The organism is Brevundimonas sp. AVps31 (assembly GCF_058681355.1).
The window spans coordinates 1502696-1527930 of record NZ_CM178736.1 but is presented as its reverse complement, the minus strand read 5'-3'; the positions used below and the strand labels follow the sequence as shown (position 1 = coordinate 1527930).

28 protein-coding genes are annotated in these 25235 nt (G+C 68.2%); 9 read left to right on the top strand and 19 right to left on the bottom strand.

Features of this window, described 5'->3' with window-relative positions; translation table 11 throughout:
• Positions 1-59 precede the first annotated feature (59 nt).
• Positions 60-284, top strand: a complete 225-nt coding sequence (locus ACW174_RS07310; protein WP_492016988.1) for a hypothetical protein — start codon at positions 60-62, stop codon at positions 282-284.
• Here the strand turns inward: ACW174_RS07310 and ACW174_RS07305 are convergent.
• From ACW174_RS07305 to ACW174_RS07275, 7 genes are all read right to left on the bottom strand, one after another.
• Positions 281-817 (bottom strand): GNAT family N-acetyltransferase, encoded by a 537-nt coding sequence (locus ACW174_RS07305; RefSeq protein ID WP_492016987.1) that lies wholly within the window; start codon positions 815-817, stop codon positions 281-283. The genes ACW174_RS07310 and ACW174_RS07305 overlap by 4 nt on opposite strands.
• On the bottom strand, positions 769-1242 hold the full coding sequence (locus ACW174_RS07300; RefSeq protein WP_492016986.1) for a DUF6265 family protein: 474 nt from the start codon (positions 1240-1242) through the stop codon (positions 769-771). Before ACW174_RS07300 ends, ACW174_RS07305 begins: the two co-directional genes overlap by 49 nt.
• A gap of 30 nt (positions 1243-1272) precedes the next feature.
• A complete protein-coding gene (locus ACW174_RS07295; protein WP_492016985.1) occupies positions 1273-2088 on the bottom strand; it encodes an AraC family transcriptional regulator in 816 nt (271 codons plus the stop codon).
• A 4-nt stretch (positions 2089-2092) separates the two neighbouring features.
• The gene (locus ACW174_RS07290; protein WP_492016984.1) at positions 2093-2527 is read right to left on the bottom strand and encodes a DUF1178 family protein; all 435 of its coding nucleotides are present in this window, start codon (positions 2525-2527) and stop codon (positions 2093-2095) included.
• Positions 2524-3360, bottom strand: a complete 837-nt coding sequence (locus tag ACW174_RS07285) for a carbon-nitrogen hydrolase family protein (protein ID WP_492016983.1) — start codon at positions 3358-3360, stop codon at positions 2524-2526. Before ACW174_RS07285 ends, ACW174_RS07290 begins: the two co-directional genes overlap by 4 nt.
• A complete protein-coding gene (gene grxC / locus ACW174_RS07280; protein WP_492016982.1) occupies positions 3357-3614 on the bottom strand; it encodes a glutaredoxin 3 in 258 nt (85 codons plus the stop codon). Before grxC ends, ACW174_RS07285 begins: the two co-directional genes overlap by 4 nt.
• A 64-nt stretch (positions 3615-3678) precedes the next feature.
• The gene (locus ACW174_RS07275; RefSeq protein WP_492016981.1) at positions 3679-4485 is read right to left on the bottom strand and encodes a ComFC family protein; all 807 of its coding nucleotides are present in this window, start codon (positions 4483-4485) and stop codon (positions 3679-3681) included.
• Here ACW174_RS07275 and ACW174_RS07270 point away from each other — a divergent pair.
• Entirely contained in the window at positions 4484-5368 is an 885-nt protein-coding gene (locus tag ACW174_RS07270; RefSeq protein ID WP_492016980.1) for a methyltransferase domain-containing protein, read from the top strand. The two genes, ACW174_RS07275 and ACW174_RS07270, sit on opposite strands and share 2 nt — an antisense overlap.
• A 47-nt stretch (positions 5369-5415) precedes the next feature.
• Here ACW174_RS07270 and ACW174_RS07265 read toward each other — a convergent pair whose 3' ends face one another.
• Genes ACW174_RS07265 through ACW174_RS07250 form a run of 4 tightly spaced genes read right to left on the bottom strand, consistent with a single transcriptional unit; the run spans position 5416 to position 8366 of the window.
• A complete protein-coding gene (locus tag ACW174_RS07265; RefSeq protein WP_492016979.1) occupies positions 5416-5595 on the bottom strand; it encodes a Flp family type IVb pilin in 180 nt (59 codons plus the stop codon).
• A 22-nt stretch (positions 5596-5617) separates the two neighbouring features.
• The gene (locus tag ACW174_RS07260; protein ID WP_492016978.1) at positions 5618-6028 is read right to left on the bottom strand and encodes a (deoxy)nucleoside triphosphate pyrophosphohydrolase; all 411 of its coding nucleotides are present in this window, start codon (positions 6026-6028) and stop codon (positions 5618-5620) included.
• A complete protein-coding gene (gene argJ, locus ACW174_RS07255) occupies positions 6025-7422 on the bottom strand; it encodes a bifunctional glutamate N-acetyltransferase/amino-acid acetyltransferase ArgJ (protein ID WP_492016977.1) in 1398 nt (465 codons plus the stop codon). Before argJ ends, ACW174_RS07260 begins: the two co-directional genes overlap by 4 nt.
• On the bottom strand, positions 7419-8366 hold the full coding sequence (locus ACW174_RS07250; RefSeq protein ID WP_492016976.1) for a peptidylprolyl isomerase: 948 nt from the start codon (positions 8364-8366) through the stop codon (positions 7419-7421). Before ACW174_RS07250 ends, argJ begins: the two co-directional genes overlap by 4 nt.
• 235 nt (positions 8367-8601) lie before the next feature.
• Here ACW174_RS07250 and secA point away from each other — a divergent pair, with 235 nt between their 5' ends.
• Positions 8602-11457 carry a preprotein translocase subunit SecA gene (gene secA, locus ACW174_RS07245; protein ID WP_492016975.1) on the top strand — a complete coding sequence of 952 codons (2856 nt, stop codon included), beginning with the start codon at positions 8602-8604 and terminating at the stop codon, positions 11455-11457.
• Positions 11458-11600: 143 nt separating this feature from the next.
• Entirely contained in the window at positions 11601-12764 is a 1164-nt protein-coding gene (locus ACW174_RS07240) for an aminotransferase class V-fold PLP-dependent enzyme (protein ID WP_492016974.1), read from the top strand.
• Positions 12765-12771: 7 nt separating this feature from the next.
• Here the strand turns inward: ACW174_RS07240 and ACW174_RS07235 are convergent, their stop codons facing one another.
• The 5 genes from ACW174_RS07235 to ACW174_RS07215 form a co-directional block, all read right to left on the bottom strand.
• Positions 12772-13680, bottom strand: a complete 909-nt coding sequence (locus tag ACW174_RS07235) for a hypothetical protein (RefSeq protein ID WP_492016973.1) — start codon at positions 13678-13680, stop codon at positions 12772-12774.
• Between the two features lie 203 nt (positions 13681-13883).
• Complete coding sequence (locus ACW174_RS07230) at positions 13884-14927, bottom strand: OmpA family protein (RefSeq protein ID WP_492016972.1); 1044 nt, start codon at positions 14925-14927, stop codon at positions 13884-13886.
• 125 nt (positions 14928-15052) lie between these two features.
• Entirely contained in the window at positions 15053-16555 is a 1503-nt protein-coding gene (locus ACW174_RS07225) for a CoA-acylating methylmalonate-semialdehyde dehydrogenase (RefSeq protein ID WP_492016971.1), read from the bottom strand.
• Positions 16556-16636: 81 nt separating this feature from the next.
• Positions 16637-17527, bottom strand: coding sequence for an alpha/beta hydrolase (locus ACW174_RS07220; RefSeq protein WP_492017250.1), 891 nt, complete (start codon positions 17525-17527; stop codon positions 16637-16639).
• Positions 17528-17580: 53 nt separating this feature from the next.
• A complete protein-coding gene (locus ACW174_RS07215) occupies positions 17581-18066 on the bottom strand; it encodes a Fur family transcriptional regulator (RefSeq protein ID WP_492016970.1) in 486 nt (161 codons plus the stop codon).
• 110 nt (positions 18067-18176) lie between these two features.
• On the opposite strand from ACW174_RS07215, the gene ACW174_RS07210 reads away from it, so the two are divergent.
• Together ACW174_RS07210 and ACW174_RS07205 are read left to right on the top strand one after the other, a co-directional pair.
• Positions 18177-20201: a TonB-dependent receptor gene (locus ACW174_RS07210; RefSeq protein WP_492016969.1), complete on the top strand. Its 2025-nt coding sequence runs from the start codon at positions 18177-18179 to the stop codon at positions 20199-20201.
• A gap of 90 nt (positions 20202-20291) precedes the next feature.
• Positions 20292-21083, top strand: coding sequence for a SapC family protein (locus ACW174_RS07205; RefSeq protein ID WP_492016968.1), 792 nt, complete (start codon positions 20292-20294; stop codon positions 21081-21083).
• A 185-nt stretch (positions 21084-21268) separates the two neighbouring features.
• Here the strand turns inward: ACW174_RS07205 and ACW174_RS07200 are convergent, their stop codons facing one another.
• Positions 21269-21676 (bottom strand): acyl dehydratase, encoded by a 408-nt coding sequence (locus ACW174_RS07200; RefSeq protein WP_492016967.1) that lies wholly within the window; start codon positions 21674-21676, stop codon positions 21269-21271.
• Positions 21677-21689: 13 nt separating this feature from the next.
• A complete protein-coding gene (locus ACW174_RS07195) occupies positions 21690-22712 on the bottom strand; it encodes an NADP-dependent oxidoreductase (protein WP_492016966.1) in 1023 nt (340 codons plus the stop codon).
• Between the two features lie 316 nt (positions 22713-23028).
• Here ACW174_RS07195 and ACW174_RS07190 point away from each other — a divergent pair, with 316 nt between their 5' ends.
• On the top strand, positions 23029-23361 hold the full coding sequence (locus ACW174_RS07190) for a hypothetical protein (RefSeq protein ID WP_492016965.1): 333 nt from the start codon (positions 23029-23031) through the stop codon (positions 23359-23361).
• Positions 23362-23435: 74 nt separating this feature from the next.
• Here the strand turns inward: ACW174_RS07190 and phyR are convergent, their stop codons facing one another.
• Positions 23436-24230: an anti-anti sigma factor/receiver protein PhyR gene (gene phyR, locus ACW174_RS07185; RefSeq protein ID WP_492016964.1), complete on the bottom strand. Its 795-nt coding sequence runs from the start codon at positions 24228-24230 to the stop codon at positions 23436-23438.
• 188 nt (positions 24231-24418) lie between these two features.
• On the opposite strand from phyR, the gene nepR reads away from it, so the two are divergent.
• Complete coding sequence (gene nepR, locus ACW174_RS07180; protein ID WP_492016963.1) at positions 24419-24616, top strand: anti-sigma T factor NepR; 198 nt, start codon at positions 24419-24421, stop codon at positions 24614-24616.
• Positions 24613-25209: a sigma-70 family RNA polymerase sigma factor gene (locus ACW174_RS07175; RefSeq protein ID WP_492016962.1), complete on the top strand. Its 597-nt coding sequence runs from the start codon at positions 24613-24615 to the stop codon at positions 25207-25209. Before nepR ends, ACW174_RS07175 begins: the two co-directional genes overlap by 4 nt.
• Positions 25210-25235: the final 26 nt, after the last annotated feature.

Genomic DNA, 25235 nt, shown 5'->3' with positions numbered 1-25235 from the left:
TCAGGGCGGAACTGCGTGCGACCCCTTGAGCGTCAACTTTCGCCTTGGGGAACACCGCCATGAAACGCCTTCTCGTCCTGTCCGCCGTCACCGCCGCCGCCCTGCTGAACACCGCCTGCGTCACCGTCATCGGTGTCGACAGCGACTACCGCTGGACCGGAGAAAACGCCCAGCCGTTCGACGGCGCCAAACGCGACTGTCGCCATGCCGCGGGCAACGACGAGGGCTCCACCGCCTTCGTTCAGTGCATGTCGGACAAGGGCTGGACCCGCGTCCGGGACTAGAGGGCGCGCACCATATAGCGGGCGTCGGAGCCATAGGAGGCCAGTTTGGCCGCCATCTCCGGCGTCTGGCGCACGACGAAGCCGTGCCGGGCCCAGAAGGGCGCCGCATCGTTGACGGCGACCAGGGCGATAGCAGGCCAGCCCGCCGCGCGCGACGCCTCGACCAGCTGCGCGATCACCCGGCCCGGATGTCCGCCGCCGCGCGCGTCCGGATGCAGGGCCATGTCGTGCAGATAGATGACGGAGGCGTCGTCGGGGATCGCCTCGATCAGGGTGTTCAGCGTCGGGGCGGCGTCGGCCCGCCAGGGATAGGCGACCATATAGCCCTTCGCTTCGCCCTGACCGTCGGCCAGCACGAAACAGCCGGACGGGTGGAGCGCCAGCCGGTTCTCGAACAGGTCGCGGCCCTCGAAATGGTCAGGAAACCCGATCACGGCGATGGCGGCGACGGCGTCCAGATCGGCCGCCGTCATCGGCCGCCAGTTCAGCCCGCCGGGCAGGTCGCGTTCAGTTCGGCCTTCTGGAAACGCCACCGGATCGTCCTCGCCTGCCCGTCAATCTCGCCCTCGATCCGGGCGTTCAGCACATCGCCGTCGCGTTCATAGATGACCCGCTTCGGGAAGTCGTGGGCCGCCTGTTCGAAGACGACCCGGGCCGGACCTGACTCGATCACCGGGAAGGTCGTCGGGGCCTGTCCCTCCGGAATGGCGAAATAGCCGAGCGGCGCATCCGGGGCCGGGCCGGTCGGGGCGATCCGCGACAACTCCCAGCCCACGCGGCCGTCGCGCACGGTGATCGAGGTTCCCGCCATCAGGTTCAGGCGAGGGACGCTCCAGGTCTCGGCCGCCTCACGCCCGCCCTCGCAGGACAGCCAGTAGCCGGCCATCCACCCGAGGTCGGGCCGAAGGTCGGCTTGCGGCGCAGCGAGCGCGGCAGTCATGATCAGGACGGTCAGCATCTGGGGTCTCCCTCCGGGTTCGAGGGCAAGCTAGGCCGGCGGGGCGGCGTCCGGCTTGTAGGATTGCGACGCGATGGCCCGCGCCATCGCCTGTTGCTCCCGCGCCCATTCGGTCGCCGTGCAGCCGAGGAAACGGCGGAAGTCCCGCGCCATCTGGGGCTGATCGAAATAGCCCGCCTCCAGCCCCGCGCCGAGCCAGCCCTCCGCCTCGGGTCGACCGGGGTGGGCCGCGTGGTCGAACACCCGGCGGAAGCGCAGGATGGATCGCAGCATCCGGGGCGACACCCCGACCCGATCGGCGAACCGACGCTGAAGCGCGCGTTGGTCGGCGGGCGAGAGCGGGTCCCGCGCCGCGCCCCCGACCTCATCCCGCACGACGGGATCAAGGCGCCAGTCGGCGGCGGCGCGCTGCGCCTTGAGCCAACTCAGGAAGGCGTCCACCTGACCGGCCGGATCGCCTTTCGGAGCGGAAAACCCCGCCAGCCGCGCGGTCATGTCCAGTCTTCGGTCCGTGGCCTGGCTCAGCGGGAAACCCAGCCAGTCCCGCGCCCCGTCGGGCTCGAACCGGATCGCGACGAGCTCGGTCGGCCCGACGGGGCGCAGGGCCAGCGGCCGGGTCATCTGTCCGGCGAAAAGAGCCGGGGGCTGGAGCCGCCAGATTCCGTCCTCGCCCTGCTCCTCATAGGGATCGCCCAGATCGAAGATCAGCTCGGGGCAGCCGTCCGGCGCGATCCGCTGCACCACCGGCGCCGGGTCGGGGTCGGCGTAGGTCCAGATGACCCGGACGAAGGGCTTGAGCGCCGCCGGCGGTTCGAACTCCTGATACCGCTCCCCCTCCCCCGCCATGGCTTCAATGGACCTCGGACTTGTTCGGCGGCGGCGCCGGAAGCGGGGCGACCGGCACCCCGTCGTCCTTCAACTTCCTTACATCGGCGGGCGTGGCCTCGCCGTAGATCTCGCGCTTCTCGGACCGGCCCTCATGGATGTCCCGGGCCTCGCGAGCGAAGGCGTCGCCGACATAGTCGAAATTCCGTTCGACATGGGATCGCACCTCGCGGGCGGCCTCCATCATCATGGTGCGCATCTTCGCGGCGGCGTCGGACGGGAGGGCGGACGCCTTCGTGCCCGCCACGGACGGCGCCATGATCTGCTTGGACACGCCGTTCGAGCCGCAGAGCGGACACTCGACCAGCCCTCGCGCGGCCTGGTCGTCATAGTCGGCCGAGCCGCCGAACCAGGCCTCGAACCCATGGCCGCGGTCACAGCTGAGGGCGTAGCGGATCATCGGGGGAGCGCGAAATCGCGGTCATGGGTGAGTTGCGGCACCGCATTGCGCGCCGTCTCGACCGCATCGAAATCCAGTGTAGCGAACAGGACGCCGGGGGCGTCGTTGTCGAGTTTGGCGACCACCTCGCCCCACGGCGCGATAACGGTGGAGCGCCCCCAGGTCTGGCGGCCGTCCTCATGGTCCCCCGCCTGCGCGGGCGCCAGGATCCAGGCCCCGGTCTCGATGGCGCGGGCGCGCAGCAGCACCTCCCAATGCGCCTCCCCCGTCGGAACGGTGAAGGCGGCGGGGACGGCGATCATCGAGGCTCCGGCCTTGGCCAGCGCGCGATGCAGTTGCGGGAAGCGGATGTCGTAGCAGATGGTCAGGCCCAGCCCGCCCCACGGCGTCTTCGCCACCACCGCCTGTTCGCCCGGCCGCACGGAGGCGCTCTCGCGCCAGCGTTCGCCGGTCGGCAGGTCGACGTCGTACACATGCATCTTGTCGTAGGTCGCGTTGACCGCGCCGGTGTCGTCGATCAGCAGCGAGCGGTTGGCGGCCCGGTCGTCACCCGCGTGTCCGGAGCGAACGATCGCCGAACCGATCAGCAGCCAGACGCCCAGTTCCTTCGCCAGATCGCGCAGCTTCAGCACCACCTCGTCCCGGTCGTCCGTGGTCAGGGCCGCCTCGCGGGCGTCCTTGTCGCGGATCAGGAAGTTGGTGGCCTCGGGGGTCAAGATCATCCTGGCGCCGCCCGCCGCCGCCTGACGGACCAGAGGCTCGACATGGGCGAAGGCCGCCGCCGGCGAGGCCGGCGTGCGGGTCTGGATGAGGGCGACGGGAAGGGGGGTCATGCCGCGAGCAAGGGGTCCAGCTCGCCCTTGCGGTCAAGCGCGTGCAGGTCGTCGGACCCGCCGACATGCTTTCCGTCGATGAAGATCTGCGGGAAGGTCATGCGACCGTTCGAGCGCTGGATCATCTCCTGCTTCTTCTCCGGATCATTCGAGGCGACGATCTCGGTGAAGGCGGCGCCCTTCTTGTCCAGCAGCCCCTTGGCCGCGATGCAGTAAGGGCAGCCGGGCTTGGTGTAGATGACGACTTCGGCCAATTCTGATCTCCTGATACTGAGGCCCCGTCGCCGCCGCGCGGCGGACGGAGGGGCGCTTCGGTTCCTACATAGTCAGTTCGCGCACGGTTCGCACCCGTGCGATCACGGCAAGATCGACGGCCCGCGCCCCGGCCTGCAGAAGCGCCCGGGCGCAGGCCTCGGCCGTTGCGCCCGTGGTCAACACGTCGTCGATCAGAAGGATGCGGCGTCCCCTGATCCGACGCGCGCCCGCAGGCGTCAGCGCGAAAGCCTTCTTCACATTCAGACGCCGCCCGCGCGCCGACTTGCCGCCCTGGCTGGTCGTATGGGTCTGGCGGACGAGGGCGTCGGGGACGTAGTCCAGCCCCGCGTCACGGGCCAGGGGCCGGGCGATCTCGGCGGCCTGGTTGAAACGCCGGGACAGCAGTCGCCAGCGGTGCAGGGGGACCGGGACGATCACATCGGCCTCGGCCAGCAGGGGGGCGGCGGCGCGGCTGAGCCAGCGGGCGAACAGCGGCGCGAACGGCTGATGGTCGCCGTGCTTGAATTTCAGGACCAAACCCCGCGACGCCTCGTCGTAGATACAGGCCGCCCGGGCGCGCGCGAAGGCATAGGGCTGGGCCAGACAGGCGGGGCACCGTTCGGCCGCGAAGGCTCCGCCGTCCATCTCGAACGCCACGCCGCAGCCGTCACAGACCGGGTCCTCCAGAAAGATCACCCGGTTCCAGGCATCCGCCGTCAGGCCCGCGGAGGCGGTCGCTTCCGGGCTGTCATGGGCCAGAGGGGGCAGCAGCAGATCGATCACGCCGCGGCCCAGTTTGAGCCCGATCCGACGTCCGAAGCCGGTCGCGACTTCCCATCGCGCGCGCCAGACCCCATCCTGAACGCTCATGAGCCCCTCCTCCGGTCCCCCCGTCATCTTCGACAGCCAGCGCCGAACGGCAAGGCTTGAGCGCAGCGAAAAGTTGTTTTCCGGCGCCGATTTCCTTCATGCGCGCGCGGCGCAGAACGCCGTCGACAGTCTGGACGCCCTGCTGCGCGACTGGCCGGCGGTCGCCGACCTGTCGGCGCATCCCGGATCCTTCGCCGCCGCCCTGACCGACAGTTTCGCCGCGGCGCGCGTCGGGCCGGTCAGGATCGTGGGCGATCGGGCGTCGCGCGCCGGGCCGGGGGCCGCGCCCCTGGAGCTGGCGGATCAGTCCCAGGATCTGATCGTCAGCCTGATGAGCCTGCACTGGGCCAACGATCTCCCGGGCGCGCTGACCCAGATCCGGCGCGCGCTGAAGCCCGATGGCCTGTTCGTCGGCACACTTCTGGGCGCCGGGACGCTGAAGGAGCTCCGCGCGGTGCTGACGGAGGCGGAGCTGGAACAGCGCGGCGGCGCGCAGGCGCGGGTGTCGCCCTTCGCGGACGGCTTCGACGGCGCGGCCCTGCTGCAGCGGGCGGGCTTCGCCCTGCCGGTGGCGGACGTGGACCGGCTGACGGTGCGCTATCCGGACGTGTTCGCCCTGATCCGCGATCTGAGGGCCATGGGCGAGACCAATGTGCTGGCCGGGGACGGCCGCCCCCTGACGCGCGGCATCGTCGCCCGTACGGCCGAGCTTTACTCGGAACGGTTCGGCGAACCGGACGGGCGCATCCCCGCAACCTTCGAGATCGTCCATCTGGCCGGCTGGGCGCCCCACGAAAGCCAGCAGAAACCCCTGCCCCGCGGCTCGGCCAAGATGCGGCTGGCGGATGCGCTGGGGGTGAAGGAGCAGACGGGCGAGGAGTAGGCCGGCCTCAAGCAGCGCGAACAGCCTTGGGCCAAGAAGAACGGCCGTCAGCCGCCCATCGCGGCGCGGACAGCGTTCATGGCGCTGTTGAATATTCCGCTGGAGGTCCCGCCGAAGGCCGTGAGGGCCGACAGGATGACCAGAAAGATCAGGGCGATGATCAGCCCGTACTCGATCGCGGTCGCACCGCGTTCGTCGCGCCGGAAGCGGTTCAGGAAGCGTTTCATCGGCGCCTCCCTTTCCGGACGGCTAGAGCAGGTCGCGCAACCACGCGATCAGGGGTTCGTCCGCCGGCGGCATGGGATAGTCGGACAGTTGCGCCGGGCGCACCCATTTCAGCGCCGAATGCTCCAGCGCCGTCACCACCCCCGACCATCGTCGGCACAGATAGAGTGGCATCAAGAGGTGAAACGACTCGTAAGCGTGACTGGTAAACACGAACGGGGCCAGGCAGGCCTCGTTCACGTCGATGCCCAGTTCCTCCTTCAGCTCGCGGATCAACGCCGCCTCGGGGCGCTCCCCCGGCTCGACCTTGCCGCCGGGAAACTCCCACAGTCCCGCCAGTTGCTTGCCCTCGGGCCGCTGCGCGATCAGCACCCGCCCGTCAGTGTCGATCAGGGCGACGGCGACGACGAGGACGGTCTTCACCCCCTCGGTCATGAGCGGTAATCACCGTTGATCTCGATGTAGCGTTTGGTCAGGTCACAGGTCCACACGGTCGCCGAGGCGCGGCCCGAACCGACATCGACGGTGATGTCGATCTCCGGGTTCTTCATATAGGCGCTCATCTTCGCCTCGTCGTAGTTGGGCGACGGGGCGCCGTCGATGGCGGCGACGTGGGGGCCGAAACGGATGGCCAGACGGTCGCGATCCACCGGCTCCTCGGTCTTGCCGACCGCCATGACGACCCGACCCCAGTTGGCGTCCTCACCGGCCAGGGCGGTCTTGACCAGCGGGCTGTCGGCGATGGATTTGGCCAGCTTGCGGGCCGAGGCGGGGCTGGCGGCGCCGTCGACGGTGATCTTGACGAATTTCGTCGCACCCTCGCCGTCGCGGACCAGCTGGTGCGCGAGATCCAGCATCACCTGATCCAGCGCGCGGCTGAAATCCTTCAGGCGACGATCGCCGACCCGGCCGATGCGCGGCGCGCCCGAGGTTCCGGTGGCGAACAGCAGGGCGGTGTCATTGGTCGAGGTGTCGCCGTCCACCGTCACGCTGTTGAAGGTGGTGCGGACGTGCAGGCCCAGCAGCGCCTGCAGCACGGCGGGTGAGATGGCGGCGTCCGTGACGATGAAGGCCAGCATGGTCGCCATGTCCGGCGCGATCATGCCCGAGCCCTTGGCGATGCCGGCGATGCGGACCTTATGTCCCTCAATCTCGCACTCGGCGTACGAGCCCTTGGGGAAGGTGTCCGTGGTCATGATGGCCTGACCGGCGCGAGCCCAGTTGTCCGCGTCCAGGCCGGCCTCGATCTCGGGCAGGCGGGCCGCGATCTTGCGGTCGTCCAGCACCACGCCGATGACCCCCGTGGAGGCCAGCATGACATCGCGCTGGCGACAGGCGAAGCGTTTGGCGACTTCCGACGCCGTGCGGCGCGCCGCGTCCGCCCCGGCCTTGCCCGTAAAGGCGTTGGCGCAGCCGGCGTTGACCACCAGCGCCCGTACGTCCTGACCGCCGTCCTCCGCGCCCAGATGGCGCTTGCACCAGTCGACGGGGGCCGAGCCCACCTTGTGCCGGGTGAACACCCCGGCGCAGGTCGTTCCGCGCGCGAAACTGAACACCACCAGATCGTCGCGCTCATGCTTGTAGAAGCCCGCGCGGGCCGTCGCGATCTCGACCCCGCCGATCGGCGGAATGGTCGGGAAGGGCACGGCCAGCGGAGAGATTTCCAGCCCCGGCTTGCCCGGCGCGGCGGCGGGCGTCGGCGTGACCGGCTTCGACGGCGTCGTGGCCCGCTTGATGGCCGTGGTCATCGGCTCCAGCGCCTTTTCCAGCGCCTGTTCGATCTTCTGGCCGGTCGAGCCCCGGTTGGGCGTGCTGGGAGTCTTGCTCATGAGGCCTTGGTCGGAACGGGGGCGGGAACGGAGGGGGCGGACGCTGACGGCGCCGGTTGCTGAGCCGGCGGGGCGGAGGCCGGCTCGGGAGACCGAGCTTCCCCACCGTTGAGCAGAACCTCAACCGTCGCCTTGCCGCGCAACCGGGCCAGCAGCTCGCGCACCCCCTCATAGGTCAGATAGCGCACGATCTGGGGGCGGGCCTGATCGAGGGTCGGCGGGGTTTCGCGGCGGCGATCCTCGATCCGCAGGACGGCCCAGCCCCCTTCCGTCTGCAAGGGGCCCACCGTCGAGCCCGCGGGGCGGTCCCGCATCGCGTTGCGGTAGGCTTCCGGCATCACATCCAGGGTCGAATAGCCGAGATCGCCGCCCGAGAACCGGGTCGCCTCGTCGACGGACCGCTCCATGGCCACAGCCTCGAAGGTCGCGCCCTGGCCGAGAATGCCCATGACGGCGTCCGCCTCGGCCCGGGTGCGCGAGAGGATCAGCCGGGTGCGGATTTCGTCCGAGGTTTCGGCCAGCCGCACCTGTTCGCGGTACAGGTCCTCCACCGAGCGGTCATTGATCGTGCCGTTCACCTCGGTCTCGACAAGGATGTCGCCGAGGATGCGCTCCCGGGTCGCCGCCAGCCGACGTTGGGCCAGCGGCGAATTGTCCAGACCCCGGCGCTCCGCCTCGCGGGCCAGCAGCTTCTGGTCGATGACCTCATCCAGCACCCGCCGGAACAGGCCGGACGACACATCCAGCGGCTCGCCCTCGCCCACCAGGCCCTGGGCCACGGCCTCGCGTTTGACGTCAGAGGCCCAGATGGTCTCGTCCTGGATCTTCGCCACGGCCCGGTCGCCCGGCTCGGGCGGACGGTCGGAACCCCCTCCGCGACCACAGGCGGCCACCGTCAGGGCGAACGCCATCAACAGGGGAAAAAGGACGCTGGAAGGCCTCATGCAGGCGCGCTCCGTCTGCGGGCGGCGAAAGGCCCTCGCGTTGACAGGGATAGGGGCGGTGCTTAAGTCCCGCCTGCGCCCAAGTCGAGGGATTTTCGATCGTTCGCGCGGCCCTCGCGCGCGCCTGTCACAGGCGCGCCGGGCCGTCGTCGCCGAAACCCCTCGCAGCGCTCGCCGCCGCCCCTTCGGGACCTCGTACCAGAGCCAGTGTCGCTCGCCCGCCTTCGGATGCTCCATGCTCGGCTTTGCCAAGAAGATTTTCGGCTCTTCCAACGACCGCAAGGTCAAGGATTTCATGGGTCGTGTTCAGAAGATCACCGCGCTTGAGGCGAAATACGCCGCGCTGTCCGACGACGAACTCCGGATGATGACCGACGCCTTCCGCGACCGTCTGGCCGGGGGCGAGAGCACCGACAAGATCCTGAACGACGCCTTCGCGGTCGCCCGCGAAGCCTCCAAACGGGTCCTGGGCCAGCGTCAGTACGACGTGCAGCTGACCGGCGGCATGATCCTGAACGACGGCGGCATCGCCGAAATGCGCACCGGCGAGGGCAAGACCCTGGTCGCTATCGCGCCCGCCTATCTGAACGCCCTTTCGGGCAAGGGCGTGCACGTCATAACCGTGAACGACTATCTGGCCCGCCGCGACGCCGAATGGATGGGTCGCGTCTATCGGTTCCTGGGTCTGGAAGTCGGCGTCATCGTCAACGGCCTGTCGCAGGCCCAGCGCAAGGACGCCTACGCGGCCGACATCACCTACGGCACCAACAACGAGTTCGGCTTCGACTACCTGCGCGACAACCTCGTCTACGACCGCAACGAGATGGTGCAGCGTCCGCATCACTTCGCCATCGTCGATGAGGTCGACTCCATCCTGATCGATGAAGCCCGGACGCCGCTGATCATCTCGGGCCCGACCGAGGACCGCTCGGACCTGTATGTGACGGTCGACGCGATCATCAAGGACCTGATCCAGGACAAGTCGACCTACGATCTGGACGAAAAGCAGAAGCAGACCCTGCTGACCGAGGAAGGCTCGGAACTGATCGAGCAGCTGATGGAAGAGCGCGGCCTGTTCGCCGAGGACACCACCGGCCTGTACGACGCGGCCAACATCACCCTGGTGCACCACATCAACCAGGCCCTGCGCGCCAACACCCTGTATCAAAAGGACAAGGACTACATCATCAAGGCCGGCGAGGTCATGCTGATCGATGAGTTCACCGGCCGCATGATGCAGGGCCGTCGCCTGTCCGAAGGCCTCCACCAGGCCATCGAGGCCAAGGAAGGCGTCAAGATCCAGCCCGAGAACCAGACCCTGGCCTCGGTGACCATCCAGAACTATTTCCGCCTCTACGAGAAGCTGTCGGGCATGACCGGCACGGCCGCGACCGAGGCCCAGGAGTTCATGGACATCTACAAGATGGATGTCCTGGAGGTGCCGACGCACCGCCCGGTCCAGCGCATCGACTATGACGACGAAATCTACCGCACCGAGCGCGAGAAGAACCTCGCCATCGCCGCCCAGATCGCCGAGCGCCATCTGGCGGGGCAGCCCGTGCTGGTCGGCACGGTGTCGATCGAGAAGTCGGAAACCCTGTCCGAACTGCTGAAGACCTATGTGCACAAGGTCGAGACCGGCCGGACGCCCAAGAAGGAATTCGCGGGCCGGGAGAAGGAGGCCGAGAAGCTCGGCGACGCCGCCTTCGACATTGAGTACGAGATCAAGCTGCGCGGCATCCCGCACAGCGTCCTGAACGCGCGCCAGCACGAGCAGGAAGCCTATATCGTCGCCGACGCGGGCCTGCCCGGCGCGGTCACCATCGCCACCAACATGGCCGGCCGCGGCACCGACATCCAGCTGGGGGGCAACCTCGAGATGCGGATGCAGAGATGGCGGCTGGAGCTGCGCAACATGGCGCAGGAGGTCACCCCGGAGATGGAGGCGGCCGAAGAAGCCCGCCTGAAAGCCGACATCAGCGCCCAGAAGCAGATTTCGATGGCCGCCGGCGGCCTGTTCGTCCTCGGCACCGAGCGTCACGAAAGCCGACGCATCGACAACCAGCTGCGCGGCCGGACCGGTCGTCAGGGCGACCCCGGCACCTCGAAATTCTTCCTGTCGTGCGAAGACGACCTGCTGCGCATCTTCGCCGGCGACCGTCTGGACTCGATCATGAAATCGTTCGGCGTCGCCGAGGGCGAGGCCATCAGCCACCCGTGGCTGAACAAGGCCGTCGAACAGGCCCAGAAGCGCGTCGAGACCCGCAACTACGACATCCGCAAGAACCTGCTGAAGTACGACGACGTCGTGAACGACCAGCGCAAGGCGGTGTTCGAGCAGCGCCAGGAGTTCATGGACTCCACCGACCTGTCCGAACTGGTCGGCGAATTCCGCTCGGACGTGATCAACGACCTGGTCGAAAAGCATATGCCGCCCAAGGCCTATGCCGAGCAGTGGGACATCCCGGGTCTGGACGAAAAGGTCCGCTCCACCCTCGGTCTCGAGCTGCCGCTGGCGGAATGGGCGGCCGAGGAAGGCGTCTCCAACGAGGAGATCGAGGAGCGTATCGTCGCCGCCTCGGATGCCCGCGCCGCCGAGCGTCTGGCGCTGGTCGGCGCCGACCAGATCCGCAGTCTCGAACGTCAGTTCATGCTGCAGATGATCGACATGCAGTGGCGCGAGCATCTGGTCCAGCTGGACCACCTGCGCGGCGTCATCGGACTGCGCGGCTATGGCCAGCGCGATCCGCTGAACGAGTACAAGACCGAGGCCTTCAACCTGTTCGAGACGCTGCTGTACGAGCTGCGCCACAACGTCACCCGCTGGCTGATGACGGTGGAGTTCCGCTTCGACGCGCCCCCGGCGATGGAGATGCCCGAGTTCCAGGAAATCCACCTGAACCCCGGCACCGGCGAGAACGAGATGGCCAACCCGCTGGCCCAGCTGCCGGAAGGCATTCTGGAAGGCGACGCCCGGTCACGGCTGCCGGTGGACGTGCTGCCGGTCGGCTGGGAGCGCACCGCGCGCAATGCCGACTGTCCCTGCGGTTCCGGCCGCAAGTTCAAGCATTGCCACGGAAGCCTCGTTTAAGGGCGCTGGCGCGCCGGGCGCTATCGCTCGGCTCGCGGAGCCTCGCGACTTGAGCGCAAGACGATTGTTCTGATTTGGAGGCGGGTCAGCAATGGCCCGCCTCTTTTCTTTTGGGCCACGGTGCGAACCGGCTAAGATCAGGCATGAGCCACAAGTCCCTGTTCTCCCGCGCCCTGTCCCTTGATCCCGAGCGACTGCATTTCGCCGCCCACAGCCACCACCTGTGGCCCGACGCCAGTTTCGACGGTCAGGTGCGGGCCTGGGTCGAGGCCAATCAGTTCGCGGACCGGAAATGGGATCTGATTTTCGGCGAGGTCATCCCCGAGGCGCAGGCGCACGTTGCGAAAGAGCTGAACCTGCCCTCGCCGGACAGCGTCGTCTTCGCCACCAACACCCACGACTTCCTGCTGCGCATCGCCTCCGGGGTCGAGACGAAGCCGGTCCGCATCCTGTCCACGGACGGCGAGTTTCACTCGTTCCGGCGTCAGGGCGAGCGCTGGGAAGAGGCGGGCGAGGCGGTGATCACCCGCATCCCGCTGCATCCGGTCGACACCTTTGAAAGCCGCTTCCTGGACGCCGCGCAGGCCGGCGCGTTCGACCTGATCGTCATCAGCCAGGTCTTCTTCCGCACCGGTCAGGTGTTCGGCGGCATCGAGGCGCTGGCGGCGCTGGCGCGGCCCGAGGGGCCGTGGGTAGTGGTCGACGGCTATCACGGCTTCATGGCGACCCCGACCGACCTGTCCGCCGTGGCGGACCGCATCTTCTATGTCTCGGGCGGGTACAAATACGCCATGTCCGGCGAAGGCCTGGGCTTCCTGCATGCCCCCGACGGCTTCTGCCCCCGCCCGGTGATCACCGGCTGGTTCGCGGAGTTCGGCAATCTGACCGGACCGCCCGAGGGGGTGCAGTATCGCGCCGACGCGGGCCGGTTCTGGGGCGCCACGCTGGAAGCCACGCCCTTCTACCGCTTCAACGGCGTGCGCCGGATGCTGGACGAGGCCGGACTGACGACGGCGGCCATAGCCGCCCACGCGCGCGGCCTGATGCAGACCTTCCAGGGCGCCGTGCAGGCCGGCGAGGCGGGGCGGCTGGACAGGGCGGAACTGTTGAACCCCGTCGACGGCGACGGCGCGCGCGCCCGCTTCCTGGCCTTCCGCCACGCGGACGCCCAGACGTGGCGCAAGCGGCTGCTGGACGCAGGCGTGATCACCGATGTGCGCGACGACGTCATCCGCTTCGGCTTTGGCCTCTATCAGGACGATGCCGACGTGGCCCGGCTGATCGAGACCTGCCGCCGCGCGCTGTGACCGCGGCCTAGTAGAAGGTGGTGTCTTCCTGCTGCCGCGGCTCGGGCGCCTTGCGCGGGGCTGCGGGCTGGGCCGGACGGGCGGGCGCGGGCGTGGCCTGACCCGGCTGGGCGGGCTGCCCCGGCTGGACCGGCGTCGGGGTCTGGCCGGGCACCGGAACCACCTGCGGCAGGGTCGGATACGGCAGGGTCCGGGGCGCAGGGCCGCCGTCAGGATAGGGCATGGGCGCCTGACCATTGGCGTCCACCGCCGGCACATCCGGCGCGACCCGATCCGGGGCGTCCAGATCATCGCGGATGAAGACCCAGGAGCGGGCATCCGAACAGGCGCAGGCCTTCATGAAGCCGTCGCGGTCCCGCCAGATGACCAGCGGATAGCGCGTCTGCAGGCCCGCCTCGCTCAGGTTGCGGCTCAGCTGGCCGACGAAGTCCCGGCCCGCATCGACCACCGCGCCTCGCGCCAGATTGCCGTCCGACGCCGGAATGCCGGCCGCCGTCCAGTTGTTCACCGGGGTCGCGGTCCAGCGCTGGTACAGCACCCAGTCGCGGGTCAGCCACAGCTCGGCCACCGTGGCGCGTTCCGCCGCCGTGGATTGCTGAAGCCCCTCGCGGTCGGGGCGGGCGAAAATGATGATCCGGGTCTCGACCCCGGCGGCGCGCAGCTTGGGCGCCTCCTCGCGTTCGAACCGCTGCATGGCGGCGCTGTCGCGGTAGCCGATCAGATACAGGGCCGGCCCGCCGCCGCCCGCTGAAATCCACGAGCTCTCGTCCAGCAGACGCTGGATTTCCCCCTGATTGCGGCTGACCACGACCGGCTGGAAGCGCGCGTAGAAATTCCAGTAGGCCCAGTAGCCTCCGCCCGCGAGGGCGAGGCCGATCACGGCGGCGAGGGCGGACCAGACGAAAAAGCGACGCATGCGGGGAAGCGCTCCAAGCCAATCTCTGAGGCAGCCATAGCAAATCGCTTACGGTTTGGCTTGTCTGCACGCCCTTCAGGGGAGGGGCTCAATAACAACAAGGCCGCCGACCTCTTTCGAGAGCGGCGGCCCTGCCTTGGCGAGGATGGAGCCGGCCCTCGAAAGAGCCGGCTCCACCCCGGTTTTTACCGGTCGACTTCGACTTAGAAGTTGATGCCGATGGTGGCGCGACGGTTCAGCGGCTCGCGAACGCCGTCGGCGGTCGGACGGGCCAGGGCGGTTTCACCCTTGGCGTCGAGCGAGATCACGCCGCCGCTGACGCCTTGAGCGACCAGGGCGTCAGCCACGGTGCGCGCACGGCGGTTGGACAGGCCGACGTTGTACGCCGCCGAGCCCGAGGTATCGGCGTGGCCGACGATCAGGACGCGGGTCGGGGTGCCCGACCGGGCGTAGTTGGCGGCTTGCGTGACCACCGACTGCGCTTCAGCCGTCAGTTCCGAGCGATCCCAGTCGAAGTAGACCACGAACTCACGGGCGACCGGCGTCTGACGCACCGGCGCGGGCGGAGGCGGCGGCGGCGGCGGCGGGGGCGGCGGGGGCGGAGGTGCCATCACCGGCGGGGGCGGCGGAGCCGCCACGGCGCCGAAGGAGTAGCGCAGGCCCAGGCTGACCGAGTGATCCTCGAAATCGCCCGACAGGCTGTCGATGTCGTCGCCCATTTCCAGATCCGCGACGTTCAGATAGCGGTACGTCAGGTCCAGGCTGGCGCGCTCGCTCAGGCGCCAGGCGGCGCCGGCCAGCAGTTGCCAGCCGAAGGCGGTGTCATCAACGTCTTCGACCTCGACCTTGGCGCCACCGACGCCCGCGCCGACGAACGGACGGAACGAGGCATCGCGGTTGCCAAAGTCGTACAGGACGTTCGCCATCAGCGTGCTGGCGCTGGCGTCGACGTCTTCGACGACGAGGCCGTCGAGCTCGAGCTCATTGCTCTCGCGATAGCCAGCCTCGGCCTCAATGCGCCAGTTAGCGTTCAGGCGGTAGCCGAGACGGGCGAAGCCGGCCCAGTCATCACCGGCCTTGACCTCGACCGGAGCGCAGACGGCGCCGACGCAAGCGTCCCAGTCGTTGCTTTGCGGCCAGTGGTAACCGATGTCGCCGGCGACATAGACGCCATCCGGATCAGCCAGCGCCGGGGTGGCGCCGAACAGGGCCAGAAGCGCGGTTCCTGCCAAGAGTTGCTTTTTCATAATCTCTCCCAAATCGCGGGAAGGACGCCCCACGTGCGGGGGTTAAAGGCAAAGCTGGCGAAGGGTTGCAAAGCGTCCTGTCAGAAAGTTGATCTCGGGGGCGACTGTTGCCACAAAGACACAAATTAGCCCATCGTGGGAATGACGAACGAACTGTCGGCATGCTCCAGCGCGCTGTCGGGCCAGCGGGCGGTGATGGTCTTGACCTTGGTCCAGAACTTCACGCCTTCCACGCCATGCTGGTTGGTGTCGCCGAAGGCCGAGCGCTTCCACCCGCCGAAGGTGTGGTAGGCGACCGGCACCGGGATCGGGACGTTGATCCCGACCATGCCGACGTTGACGCGGGCGGCGAAGTCGCGGGCCGCGCGGCCGTTCTGGGTGAAGATGGCGACGCCGTTTCCGTACTGGTGCTTCGACGGCAGCGACAGGGCTTCCTCGAAGCTGGCCGCGCGGACGATCTGCAGCACAGGACCGAAGATCTCCTCCTTGTAGGACTCCATCTCCGGCGTCACGTGGTCGAACAGGGACGGTCCGACGTAGAAGCCGTTCTCGTGGCCCTGCAGCGTGAAGCCGCGGCCGTCGACGACCAGCTCGGCGCCGTCCTTGACCCCCTGATCGATCCAGCCTTCGACCCGCGCCTTGTGGGCGGCCGTGACGACGGGACCGTAGTGGGCGCCCGCATCGGTCGAGACACCGACCCGCAGGGTGTCGATCTCGGCGACCATCCGCTCGCGCAGCTCGTCCGCGGTCTTCTGGCCGACCGGCACGACCACCGGCAGGGCCATGCAACGCTCGCCGGCGGACCCGAAGGCCGCCCCGGCCAGATCCTTGATGACCTGATCCATGTCGGCGTCGGGCAGGACGATGCCGTGGTTCTTGGCGCCGCCCATGGCCTGGACGCGTTTCCCGTGAGCCGCGCCCAGCTGATAGACATAGTGGGCGATGTCGGACGAGCCGACGAAGCTGACGGCGTGAACCTGCGGATGGGTCAGGATGGCGTCGACGGCGGTCTTGTCGCCGTGCACGACGTTCAGAACGCCGGCGGGGGCGCCCGCCGCCATCATCAGCTCGGCCAGACGGATCGGCAGGGACGGATCCCGCTCGGACGGCTTCAGGACGAAGGTGTTGCCGACGGCGATGGCCACGCCGAACATCCACATCGGGATCATGCCGGGGAAGTTGAACGGGGTGATGCCCGAGACCACGCCCAGCGGCTGGCGCATGGAATAGACGTCGATGCCGGGGCCGGCGCCGTGGGTGTATTCCCCCTTCAGGACGTGGGGGATGCCGCAGGCGAACTCGATCACCTCAAGCCCGCGCTGGATGTCGCCCCTGGAGTCCGCGATGACCTTGCCGTGCTCCGAGCTGAGCAGCTCGGCCAGTTCGTCCATGTTGGACTCGACCAGACGCTTGAACTCGAACATCACCCGCGCGCGGCGCTGGGGATTGGTCGAGGACCAGCCCTCAAAGGCGTCCTGGGCGGCCTGAACGGCGCGATCGACCTCGCCGGGGGTCGCCAGCTGGACACGGGCCTGAACCTCTCCGGTGTTCGGATTGAACACATCCGAGAACCGACCCGAGGCGCCGACGAACGCCGCGCCGCCGATGAAGTGATTGATGTCACGCATGATAGGCGTTTCCCTGAACCAGAAGGCTTGTTCTTATGGGCGGCGGTTTAGCGCCTGCCGCCGAAGGGCGCCAGCGTGGCTTCAGACCGCCGCGTCGAACAGGGCGTCGCGGGCGACGTCGGACTTGAGCATGGGGAAGAAATGGGTGCCCCCGTGCACCGTCTCGACGGTGACGTCGGGCAGGCCGCGCAGGCCCGGCGAGGGATGGCAGGTGGAGCCCGCCTCGGCCTTGAGGATGCGCACCGGACGGTTCACCCGCTTCAGCGCCCGCCACGGATCATGGGACTGGGCCGCATAGTTCGACGCCTCCCAGTCCGGCGCGCAGGCCAGGGTGTAGCCGTCGGGGGTCTCGACCAGGCCGTCGGTCAGGTAGTCGGCGATCATCATCTCGGGCCAGCCCCGGAAGGCGCCGCGCCCCGAATAGGCGGCCAGCGCCTGCTCCCGGCTGTCGAACACCGCGCGGCGGCGCAGCGCCCCCTTCACCAGCGGGATATGAGACGCCATGCGGTCAAACAGCGGCAGCTGGAACAGGGCGACCGTCAGCCGCCCCCAGATGACCGGATCCATCAGCACCAGCTTCGACACCCTGTCCGGGCGCTCCGCGGCGGCCAGCAGGGCCGAGGTGCCGCCCATGGAATGACCGGCCATCACCACCGGCGGCCCCTCCAGCGCGTCCAGCAGGGCGACCAGATCGTCCCGGTGATCGATCCAGCCCCGACGATCCTCACGTCGCGTCGGCAGGGTGGTCTGGCCATGTCCCCGAAGGTCCAGCGCCCAGATGCGCAGCGTCCCCGACAGGGGCGCCAGCAGACTGCGGTAGGTCATGGCGTTGAAGCCGTTGGCGTGGACGAAGACCAGATCGACGGGCCGTTTCGGATCGCCGAAGTCGAGCACGGACATATCACCCGCGCCCCAGCGGTTCTCGACCGGCAGGTTCAGACGGCGGGGCGGGGAGAGCCGGATCGCATCCATGGCGGAGAGATAGAGGCCCGGGCCGGGGTTTTCCAGAAAAACCGACTTTCCGGTCAGGCGGCGACGCGACACGCCGGGCAGCGGCCGTGGGCCTCGATGGTGGTGCGCGTAATCTCGTAGCCCGCAGCGCCGGCGGCGCGGTCCAGGCCTTCGGCGACCGCCGCCGCGACCTCCTGCGTCGCGCCACAGCAGTCACAGATCAGGAAGGCGGCCGAGTGATCCGCAGGTCCGGACGAACAGGCGACATAGGCGCTGATGGAGGCGATGCGGTGAGCCAGCCCCTTGCGCTCCAGAAACTCCAGCGCGCGATAGACGGTCGGCGGCTTGGCCGGCTGCCCGTCCTCGCCGAAGCGCGCGATCAGGTCATAGGCCTTCACCGGCTCACCCGCCGCCAGCAGCAGCTCCAGCACCCGCAGGCGGGCCGGGGTCATGCGCTCGCCCTCGCCCGTCAGGCGCGCGCCGGCGGCGGCCAGCGCCGAGGCCACGGTCGAGGCGGACGGCGGACCGTCATGATGATGGTGATGGCAGGCGTCGCCCATGGGGCGACAGCTAATGCTTCCCTGAGGTCGCCGCAACCGCGCGCGGCTTGACTTGATGTGATGTTATCTCATAACACCCAACTATCGTCACCGTTTGAAGCGTCCTCCCCATGATCCTCGCCGCCGTTTCCCGCACCGCCCTGCTGACCGCTCTCGGCTGGGGCGCGCTGACGGGCGCCGCCTCCGCCCAGGCCGCGCCGCCGCAGTCTTCGACCCAGTTGGACGAAGTCGTCGTCACCGGCGCGCCGTTCGGGATCAATCGGCGCGCCACCACCATCGCCACCACCGTGATCGACGAGCAGACCCTGGCCCAGGCGCCGGCGGCGTCGCTGGGCGATCTGGTCAACGGCCTGCCGGGCGTCCGCTCGACCGACTTCGCGCCGGGCGCCAGCCGTCCGGTCATTCGGGGGTTGTCGGGCCCGCGCGTGCAGGTCCTGACCAACGGCATCGGCCTGATCGACGCCAGTTCGGTTTCGCCGGACCACCAGGTCGCCACCGACCCGGCCGAAGCCAACCGGATCGAGATCGTGCGGGGCCCGGCGACCCTCGCCTATGGCGGCAGCGCCATCGGCGGCGTGGTCAATGTGCTGGACGACCGCATTCCGGACGCCCTGCCGGACGGCGTGGACGGCCTGGTCTCGACCCAGGCGTCGAGCGTCGATGACGGCTGGGCCGCCTCGGGCCGCGCCACCTTCGCCCTCGGCCCCATCGCCGTGAACGTCGAAGGCGTGAAGAAGGACGCTTCGGACTACGACATCCCCGCCCCCGCCATTTCGCAGCGTCTGGCCGACGCCGAAGGCCTTTCGCGCGGCGACGGCGGGACGCAGCCGAACAGCTTCTCGCAGCTGGAAAGCTGGGGCCTGGGCGCGTCCTACATCGGCTCGCGCGGCTATCTCGGCGCGTCCTACAAGGACCTGTCCTCGACCTACGGCACGGTGGCCGAGCCCGACGTGTTCATCGAGCTGAAGCAGACCCGCGAGGACATTCGCGGCGAGCTGCGCTTTGACAGCGGCCCCTTCCAGGCGCTGCGGGGCTCCGCCGGTCACGCCGAATACACCCATACCGAATTCGAGGCGCCGGGCGAGCCGGGCACCGTCTTCAACTCGGACGGTCAGGAAGCCCGGGTCGATCTGGTCCAGCGCGAACGCAACGGCTGGAACGGCGCCGTCGGCGTCCAGGCCCTGTCCCGCAGCTTCGAGGCCATCGGCGACGAAGCCTTCGTTCCCTCCAGCAAGATCGAGGAGGCCGGCATCTATACGATCCAGCGCCTTGATCGCGACCGTTGGGGTCTGGAAGGCGGGCTGCGTTACGACCGTCGCTCGCTGGCCGCCAATCCGCTGGACGGCGGCGCCCGCGTGGACCGCAGCTTCGACAACTGGTCGGGGTCGGCCGCCGCCTTCATCCGCCCGACGCACAACCTCTTCCTGGGCCTGAGCCTGGCGCACAACGAGCGCGCGCCGTCCGAGGTCGAGCTGTTCGCGGACGGCCTGCACATCGCCACCGCCGTCTATGAAACCGGCGACGCGACCCTCGACAACGAGAAGGTCACCACGCTGGAAGGCACCGTCCACTATGACGCCGGCAAGTTCCGGGGCGACCTGCACGTCTATGCGTCCAAATACGACGGCTTCATCGACGAACGGGCGACCGGCGCCGTCTTCATCGATGACGGCGAGGAATTCCCGGTCTTCCAGTTCACCCAGACGGGCGCGGAATTCCGCGGTTTCGAGGCCGAGGCCTCGTATGAACTCTGGGCGTCGGGCGCCCGGGCGCTGTCGCTGGAAGGCGCGGCGGATTATGTGCACGCCGACACCGATCTGGGGCCCGCGGCGCGGATCCCGCCCTACAGTGTGACCGGCCGTCTGGTCTGGACCTCCACCCCGTTCGACGCCACCTTCGAGATCCGTCACGTCGGGGAGCAGGATCGTCTGGCCGAGTATGAGCTGGGCACCGACAGCTACACCCTGGTGAACCTGTCCGGTGTCTGGCGCCCGTTCCGCGACCGCAACATCTCGGTCTTCGCCGAGGGGCACAACCTGACGGACGAGGAGGCGCGCGAGCACGTCAGCTTCCTCAAGGACATCGCTCCGCTGCCCGGCCGCAACCTGCGGATGGGCGTCAGCTACCGCTTCTAGAAGAGCGTGGAAGGCGAGCCCGTTTGCCGGTCCGCGAACTGTGGGCTAGAAGGCCCGCCTTCCTCTTTTTTACAGAGCCAGACTGCGTCCATGACCGACACCACCGCCCAGAACGCCGGCCTGTCCGGCAATGTCCTGTTCTACAGCCAGCCCGAGCCGCTGTCGGTCGAAGCCCATGGCAAGCTGGGGGTCGATCCGGTCGACAAGCCCTACGCCTTCGCGGGCGTCACCAACCTGGTGCCGCTGACCGTGACCGAGTTCGCTCCGGCCACCCTGTCCTACCCGGTGATCTTCGCCGGTGAAGCCCGGCAGCCCGTCGCCGTGATGGGCCTGCGCTCGGGCGAGAACCTGTTCGTCAGCGACGACGGCGACTTCCGCCCCGAGGCCTACATCCCGGCCTACATCCGCCGCTACCCGTTCGTCTTCGCCAACGACGACGTCCAGAAGCGCCTGATCCTGTGCGTCGATCGCGGCGCGACCTTCCTGAAGGAAGGCGGCCAGACGCCGCTGTTCGACGGCGACCAGCCGTCGGCCTACGTCCAGCAGGCCATGGAGTTCTGCAACAATTTCGAACAGGAGCGTCAGCGCACCGAGGCCTTCGTCGGCCTGCTGACCGAACTCGACCTGTTTGAAAGCAAGGAAGCCGTCTTCACCCCGCGCAACGCCGACGGCACCGCCGGCGCCCCGCAGAAGCTGGCCGAATATTTCGCCGTTTCGGAAGACAAGCTGAAAAACCTGTCGGCCGAGAAACTGGCCGAACTGCGCGACAACGGCGCCCTGGGCCAGATCTACGCCCACCTGGTGTCGCTGCTGGGCTGGGACCGCCTGATCGCGATGGCCTTCCAGAAGGCGCAGCAACAGCCGGTCGCCGCGAACGCGTGACCCCCTCTTGAATGATAGGTGACTGGTGATCGGGGGCCATTGGGTCGCCGGTCACCGCGCTTTCTGATCGATCAAAAAAGAAGCCCCGCCCGGTTCGCCGGACGGGGCTTTTTCTTTGCATCAGACCGGCTCGGTCACCGGGCCTATGACTCGCCAATCACCAGTCACGCCTCACCGCGTTCCCGTCACCGACGCGCCAGCAGAGACCGCGTCAGGCAGGAGAAGACCAGCCGGCCGGCTTCATCCAGCAAATCCTGCTGGGCGATGACGATGCCCTTTTCGTCGCCGACCGGATCCTTGCCCATGATGGTGACCCGGCCCCGCATTAGCTCGCCCGCGGGCGGGTTGCGCAGGTAGCGTAGACCGTCGACGGCCAGCACCTTGGACTGGGCCCAGCCCGCCGCCTTGTCGGCGAACAGGCGGCTCCACAGGACATAGACCATGGCGTCGGGCGCGCCATAGGCCGGGTCCCAGCCGGGCAGGAAGCGTTCGATGAACACCTCCATCGCCGCCTGATCGACCATACAGGCGCCCAGCGGCACCACCTCTCCGACGCCCAGATCCTCGAAATGGACGTGCAGGTTCTCGGTCATGCCAGGCGCTCCGTCAGGCGGCCGGCTCTTCCGACACCCGAACCAGCAGCTTGCCGTCGTGGTCGCCCGTGAACAAGCGATTCAGCGACTCCAGCGCGACCTCCAGACCGTCGTCGACGTGGACCTTCCACTTCACCCGACCGTCGGCCAGCATCGGGCCGACCTCGGCCACCATCTCCTTGCCGCGATGACCATAGTCGAGGACCAGGAAGCCCTTCACGTCGAGGCGGTGGGTGATGATCCGGCTGAAATTCGGCGACGGCGGCATGCGGGTCGCATTGTAGGACGAGATCAGGCCGCAGACGGCCATGCGGCCGTGCACCTTCAGGCGATTGAAGACGGCGATCATGATGTCGCCGCCGACGTTCTCGAAATTCATCTCGAAGCCGTCGGGAGCCAGGCGGTCCAGAGCCTCGCCGACATCCTCGCCCTTGTAGTCAATGGCGGCGTCGAACCCGAGGTCCTCGGTCAGCCAGCGGCATTTCTCGGGCCCGCCGGCGATGCCGATGACACGGGCGCCACGGGCCTTGGCGATCTGGCCGGCGATGGAGCCGACCGCGCCGGCGGCGGCGGAGATGACGATGGTTTCGCCCGCCTGCGCCTTCAGCACATCCGTGACCCCCGCCCAGGCGGTCATGCCCGTCATGCCCAGTACGGACATGTTGGCCGTCAGCGGCAGACCCGGGGCGCGGTGAACCCGCGAGGCCGCGCCGTCGGGAATGACGGCATAGTCGGCCCAGCCTCCTGCAGCGGTGGTGATGACGTCGCCGACGGCGAACCGACCGGACTTGCTGTCCTCGACCACGCCCAGGGTCAGGCCGCGCATCACCCCGCCCAGCGGAACGGCGGGCAGATAGCCCTCGGCCTCGTTCATCCAGGTGCGGTTCGTCGGATCGAGCGACAGATAGACGGTGCGAACGAGGATTTCCGCATCCTTCAGTTCGGGAAGCGGGGCGTCGATCAGTTCGAGGTCGCCCGGCTGGATCAGACCCTTGGGTCGTTGGCGCAGCACCCACTGACGGTTGGTTCGAGCCATGACGTTTTCTCCGGGTTTTCTTTGTAGACGCATAGTGGCGCGCGCCACGCGCCTGTCCAGCCGGAGAAAAGAAAAAGGCGGACCGCAACGGGTCCGCCTTGAAGTGGCATCATCGAGAATGAGGCGCGGAGGCGACAGACCGGCTTTCGCCAGTCTCAAGTCGGGGGGGCGTCGCCGCCTCCGCAGACAGATAACGAGGTCTCCTCAAACCGGTTCCAGGCCGGTGGGCGTTTTTTCGCCCTGCCCGCGAACCGGAACGCCGCTGCCCTGGGCGGCGTTGAACCGGATATTAATTTGAACAGTCCGGGAGACCGACATGAGCCATGAATCCCCCCACGACAAGGTCGCGGACGCTGTCCACGAGGGTCGCCCGATCGAGGCGCAGTATGTGCGTCAGGGCCGCAGCGGGGTCCGCATCCTGCTGTTGCTGGTCGTCTCCGCGGGCGCGGCGGCGGTGCTGCTGCTGGGCCTGTGGCTGGTGACCAACGGCAGCTTCAACAATCTGGAGCCGTCCAGCAACGAGAAGGCGGCCGAAGCGCAAACCTTCAGCGACGTCACGCCCTCCTCCGACGCCCCCACCACCACGACGGGCCAACCGACCGCCCCCACGCCCGGCGACACCGCCAACGTCAACGCGCCGGCGCAGTAGGCAAAACGCCTCAAGAAAAAAGGCCCCGGTCAGATGACCGGGGCCTTTCTCATATTCCCGGAAGGCGGAAACGGTCAGGCCGCTTCCTTCTGACGCGAAGGATGGAAGAACAGCGCCTGGCTGATCGCCGCCTTCACCGTCTCCGGCTGGAACGGCTTGGTGATCAGGAAGGTCGGCTCCGGACGCTCGCCGGTCAGCAGGCGTTCCGGGAAGGCGGTGATGAAGATCACCGGCACGTCGATGCGCTTCAGGATGTCCTTGACCGCATCAATGCCCGACGAACCGTCGGCCAGCTGGATGTCGGCCAGCACCAGACCCGGGCGATGACGCGACACGGCGTCCACGGCTTCGTCATGGGTGGTGGCGGTGCCGGTCACGCGGTGACCGAGTTCCTTCACCAGGCTTTCGATATCGGCCGAGATGATGGCTTCGTCCTCGATGATGAGAACGTCGGTGGCCAGCTCGGCGTCGATGTCGGACTGGGCTTCCGAGATCAGGCGTTCGACGTCCAGAGCATCCGCGTCCAGGATCTGGGCGGCTTCCGACGGGGTGAAGCCTTCAAGCGCGGTCAGGAGGAAGGCCTGGCGCGACTTGGGCGCGATGCGCATCAGCCGGCCCGACGGATCGTCGCGTCCCTCGATGCCGCTCTTGTCTTCCAGCTGGGCGCCGGTCGAGGCCCAGATGGCGTGAAACACATGGTACAGGGCCACGCGCGGCGTCATTTCGGCCGGCAGCTGGCGTTCACCGGCGGCCAGCGCTTCAAGCGCGACCCGGACGTAGTTGTCACCGGTGGTCTGATCGCCGGTCAGCGCGCGAGCGTAACGGCGAACATAGGGAAGGTGCGGCGCAAGGCGGGCCAGCAGGCTCATACTCGAAGTCCCCGACAGGATTGCAGCCCCGGAAGCGGGACCGCAGCAGTCACCCGAAACGTACCAAATCAGCCACGGTTCCCGACCCCTGCTGCCAAAGCTTCAGCATATTTTGGGCTTATGACCGGAACCCGAGCCGGGGCGTGGCGTTTCGGGCTTCTACAAGTAGTGGGTGGCGACCAATTTCCATGACAGAAAACACGAACCCTTCGGGGAAACCGGCCAAGGGCGGCGCCGGCCTCGAGGAGGCCCGCCTGCGTCAACAGGCCATCGGCGTGAAGCTGAGGCATATGTTCGACGAGGTGGTGAACGAGCCCGTGCCCGACGAGTTTCTGGACATCCTGCGCCGCGCCGATGAGCGCGGCACGGGCGGGAGCGGCGCATGAGCGCCGCCCCCAAGCCGCCGTCGGCTGACGACAATGCCTTCAAGAAGGAGCTGGTCGCCCTGATCCCGCACCTGCGGGCCTTCGCGCGCACCCTGACCGGCGACCCCACCGCGGCCGACGATCTGGCCCAGGACGCCATGATGAAGGCGTGGGACGCCCGCGCCAGCTATCAGATGGGCACCAATATGAAAGCCTGGACCTTCATGATCCTGCGCAATCAATTCTACTCCGAAAAGCGTCGTTCCTGGCGTCAGTCGCAGCTCGATCAGGAAGCCGCCGAGCGGACCCTGGTCGCCGTCGACGATCCGGAATCGCCCGTCGCCCTGGATGAGCTGCGCCTGGCGCTGGCCACCTTGCCGGAAGAGCAGCGGGAAGCGCTGATCCTCGTCGGCGCCGGCGGCTTCGCCTACGAAGAAGCCGCTGAAATCTGTCAGTGCGCTGTCGGCACGGTGAAAAGCCGTGTCTCCCGCGCCCGCAAGGCGCTGCAGGCCACGCTCGAGAAGGGCGGATACGCCCGCGACGGCAGGGCCGCCGGTGACGCCATGCGTTCCATTCTCGCCGCCGCGGACCGCCTGAGCAGCGTCCGGAACTGATCGGGTGCGGCTCGGACGCGCACTTG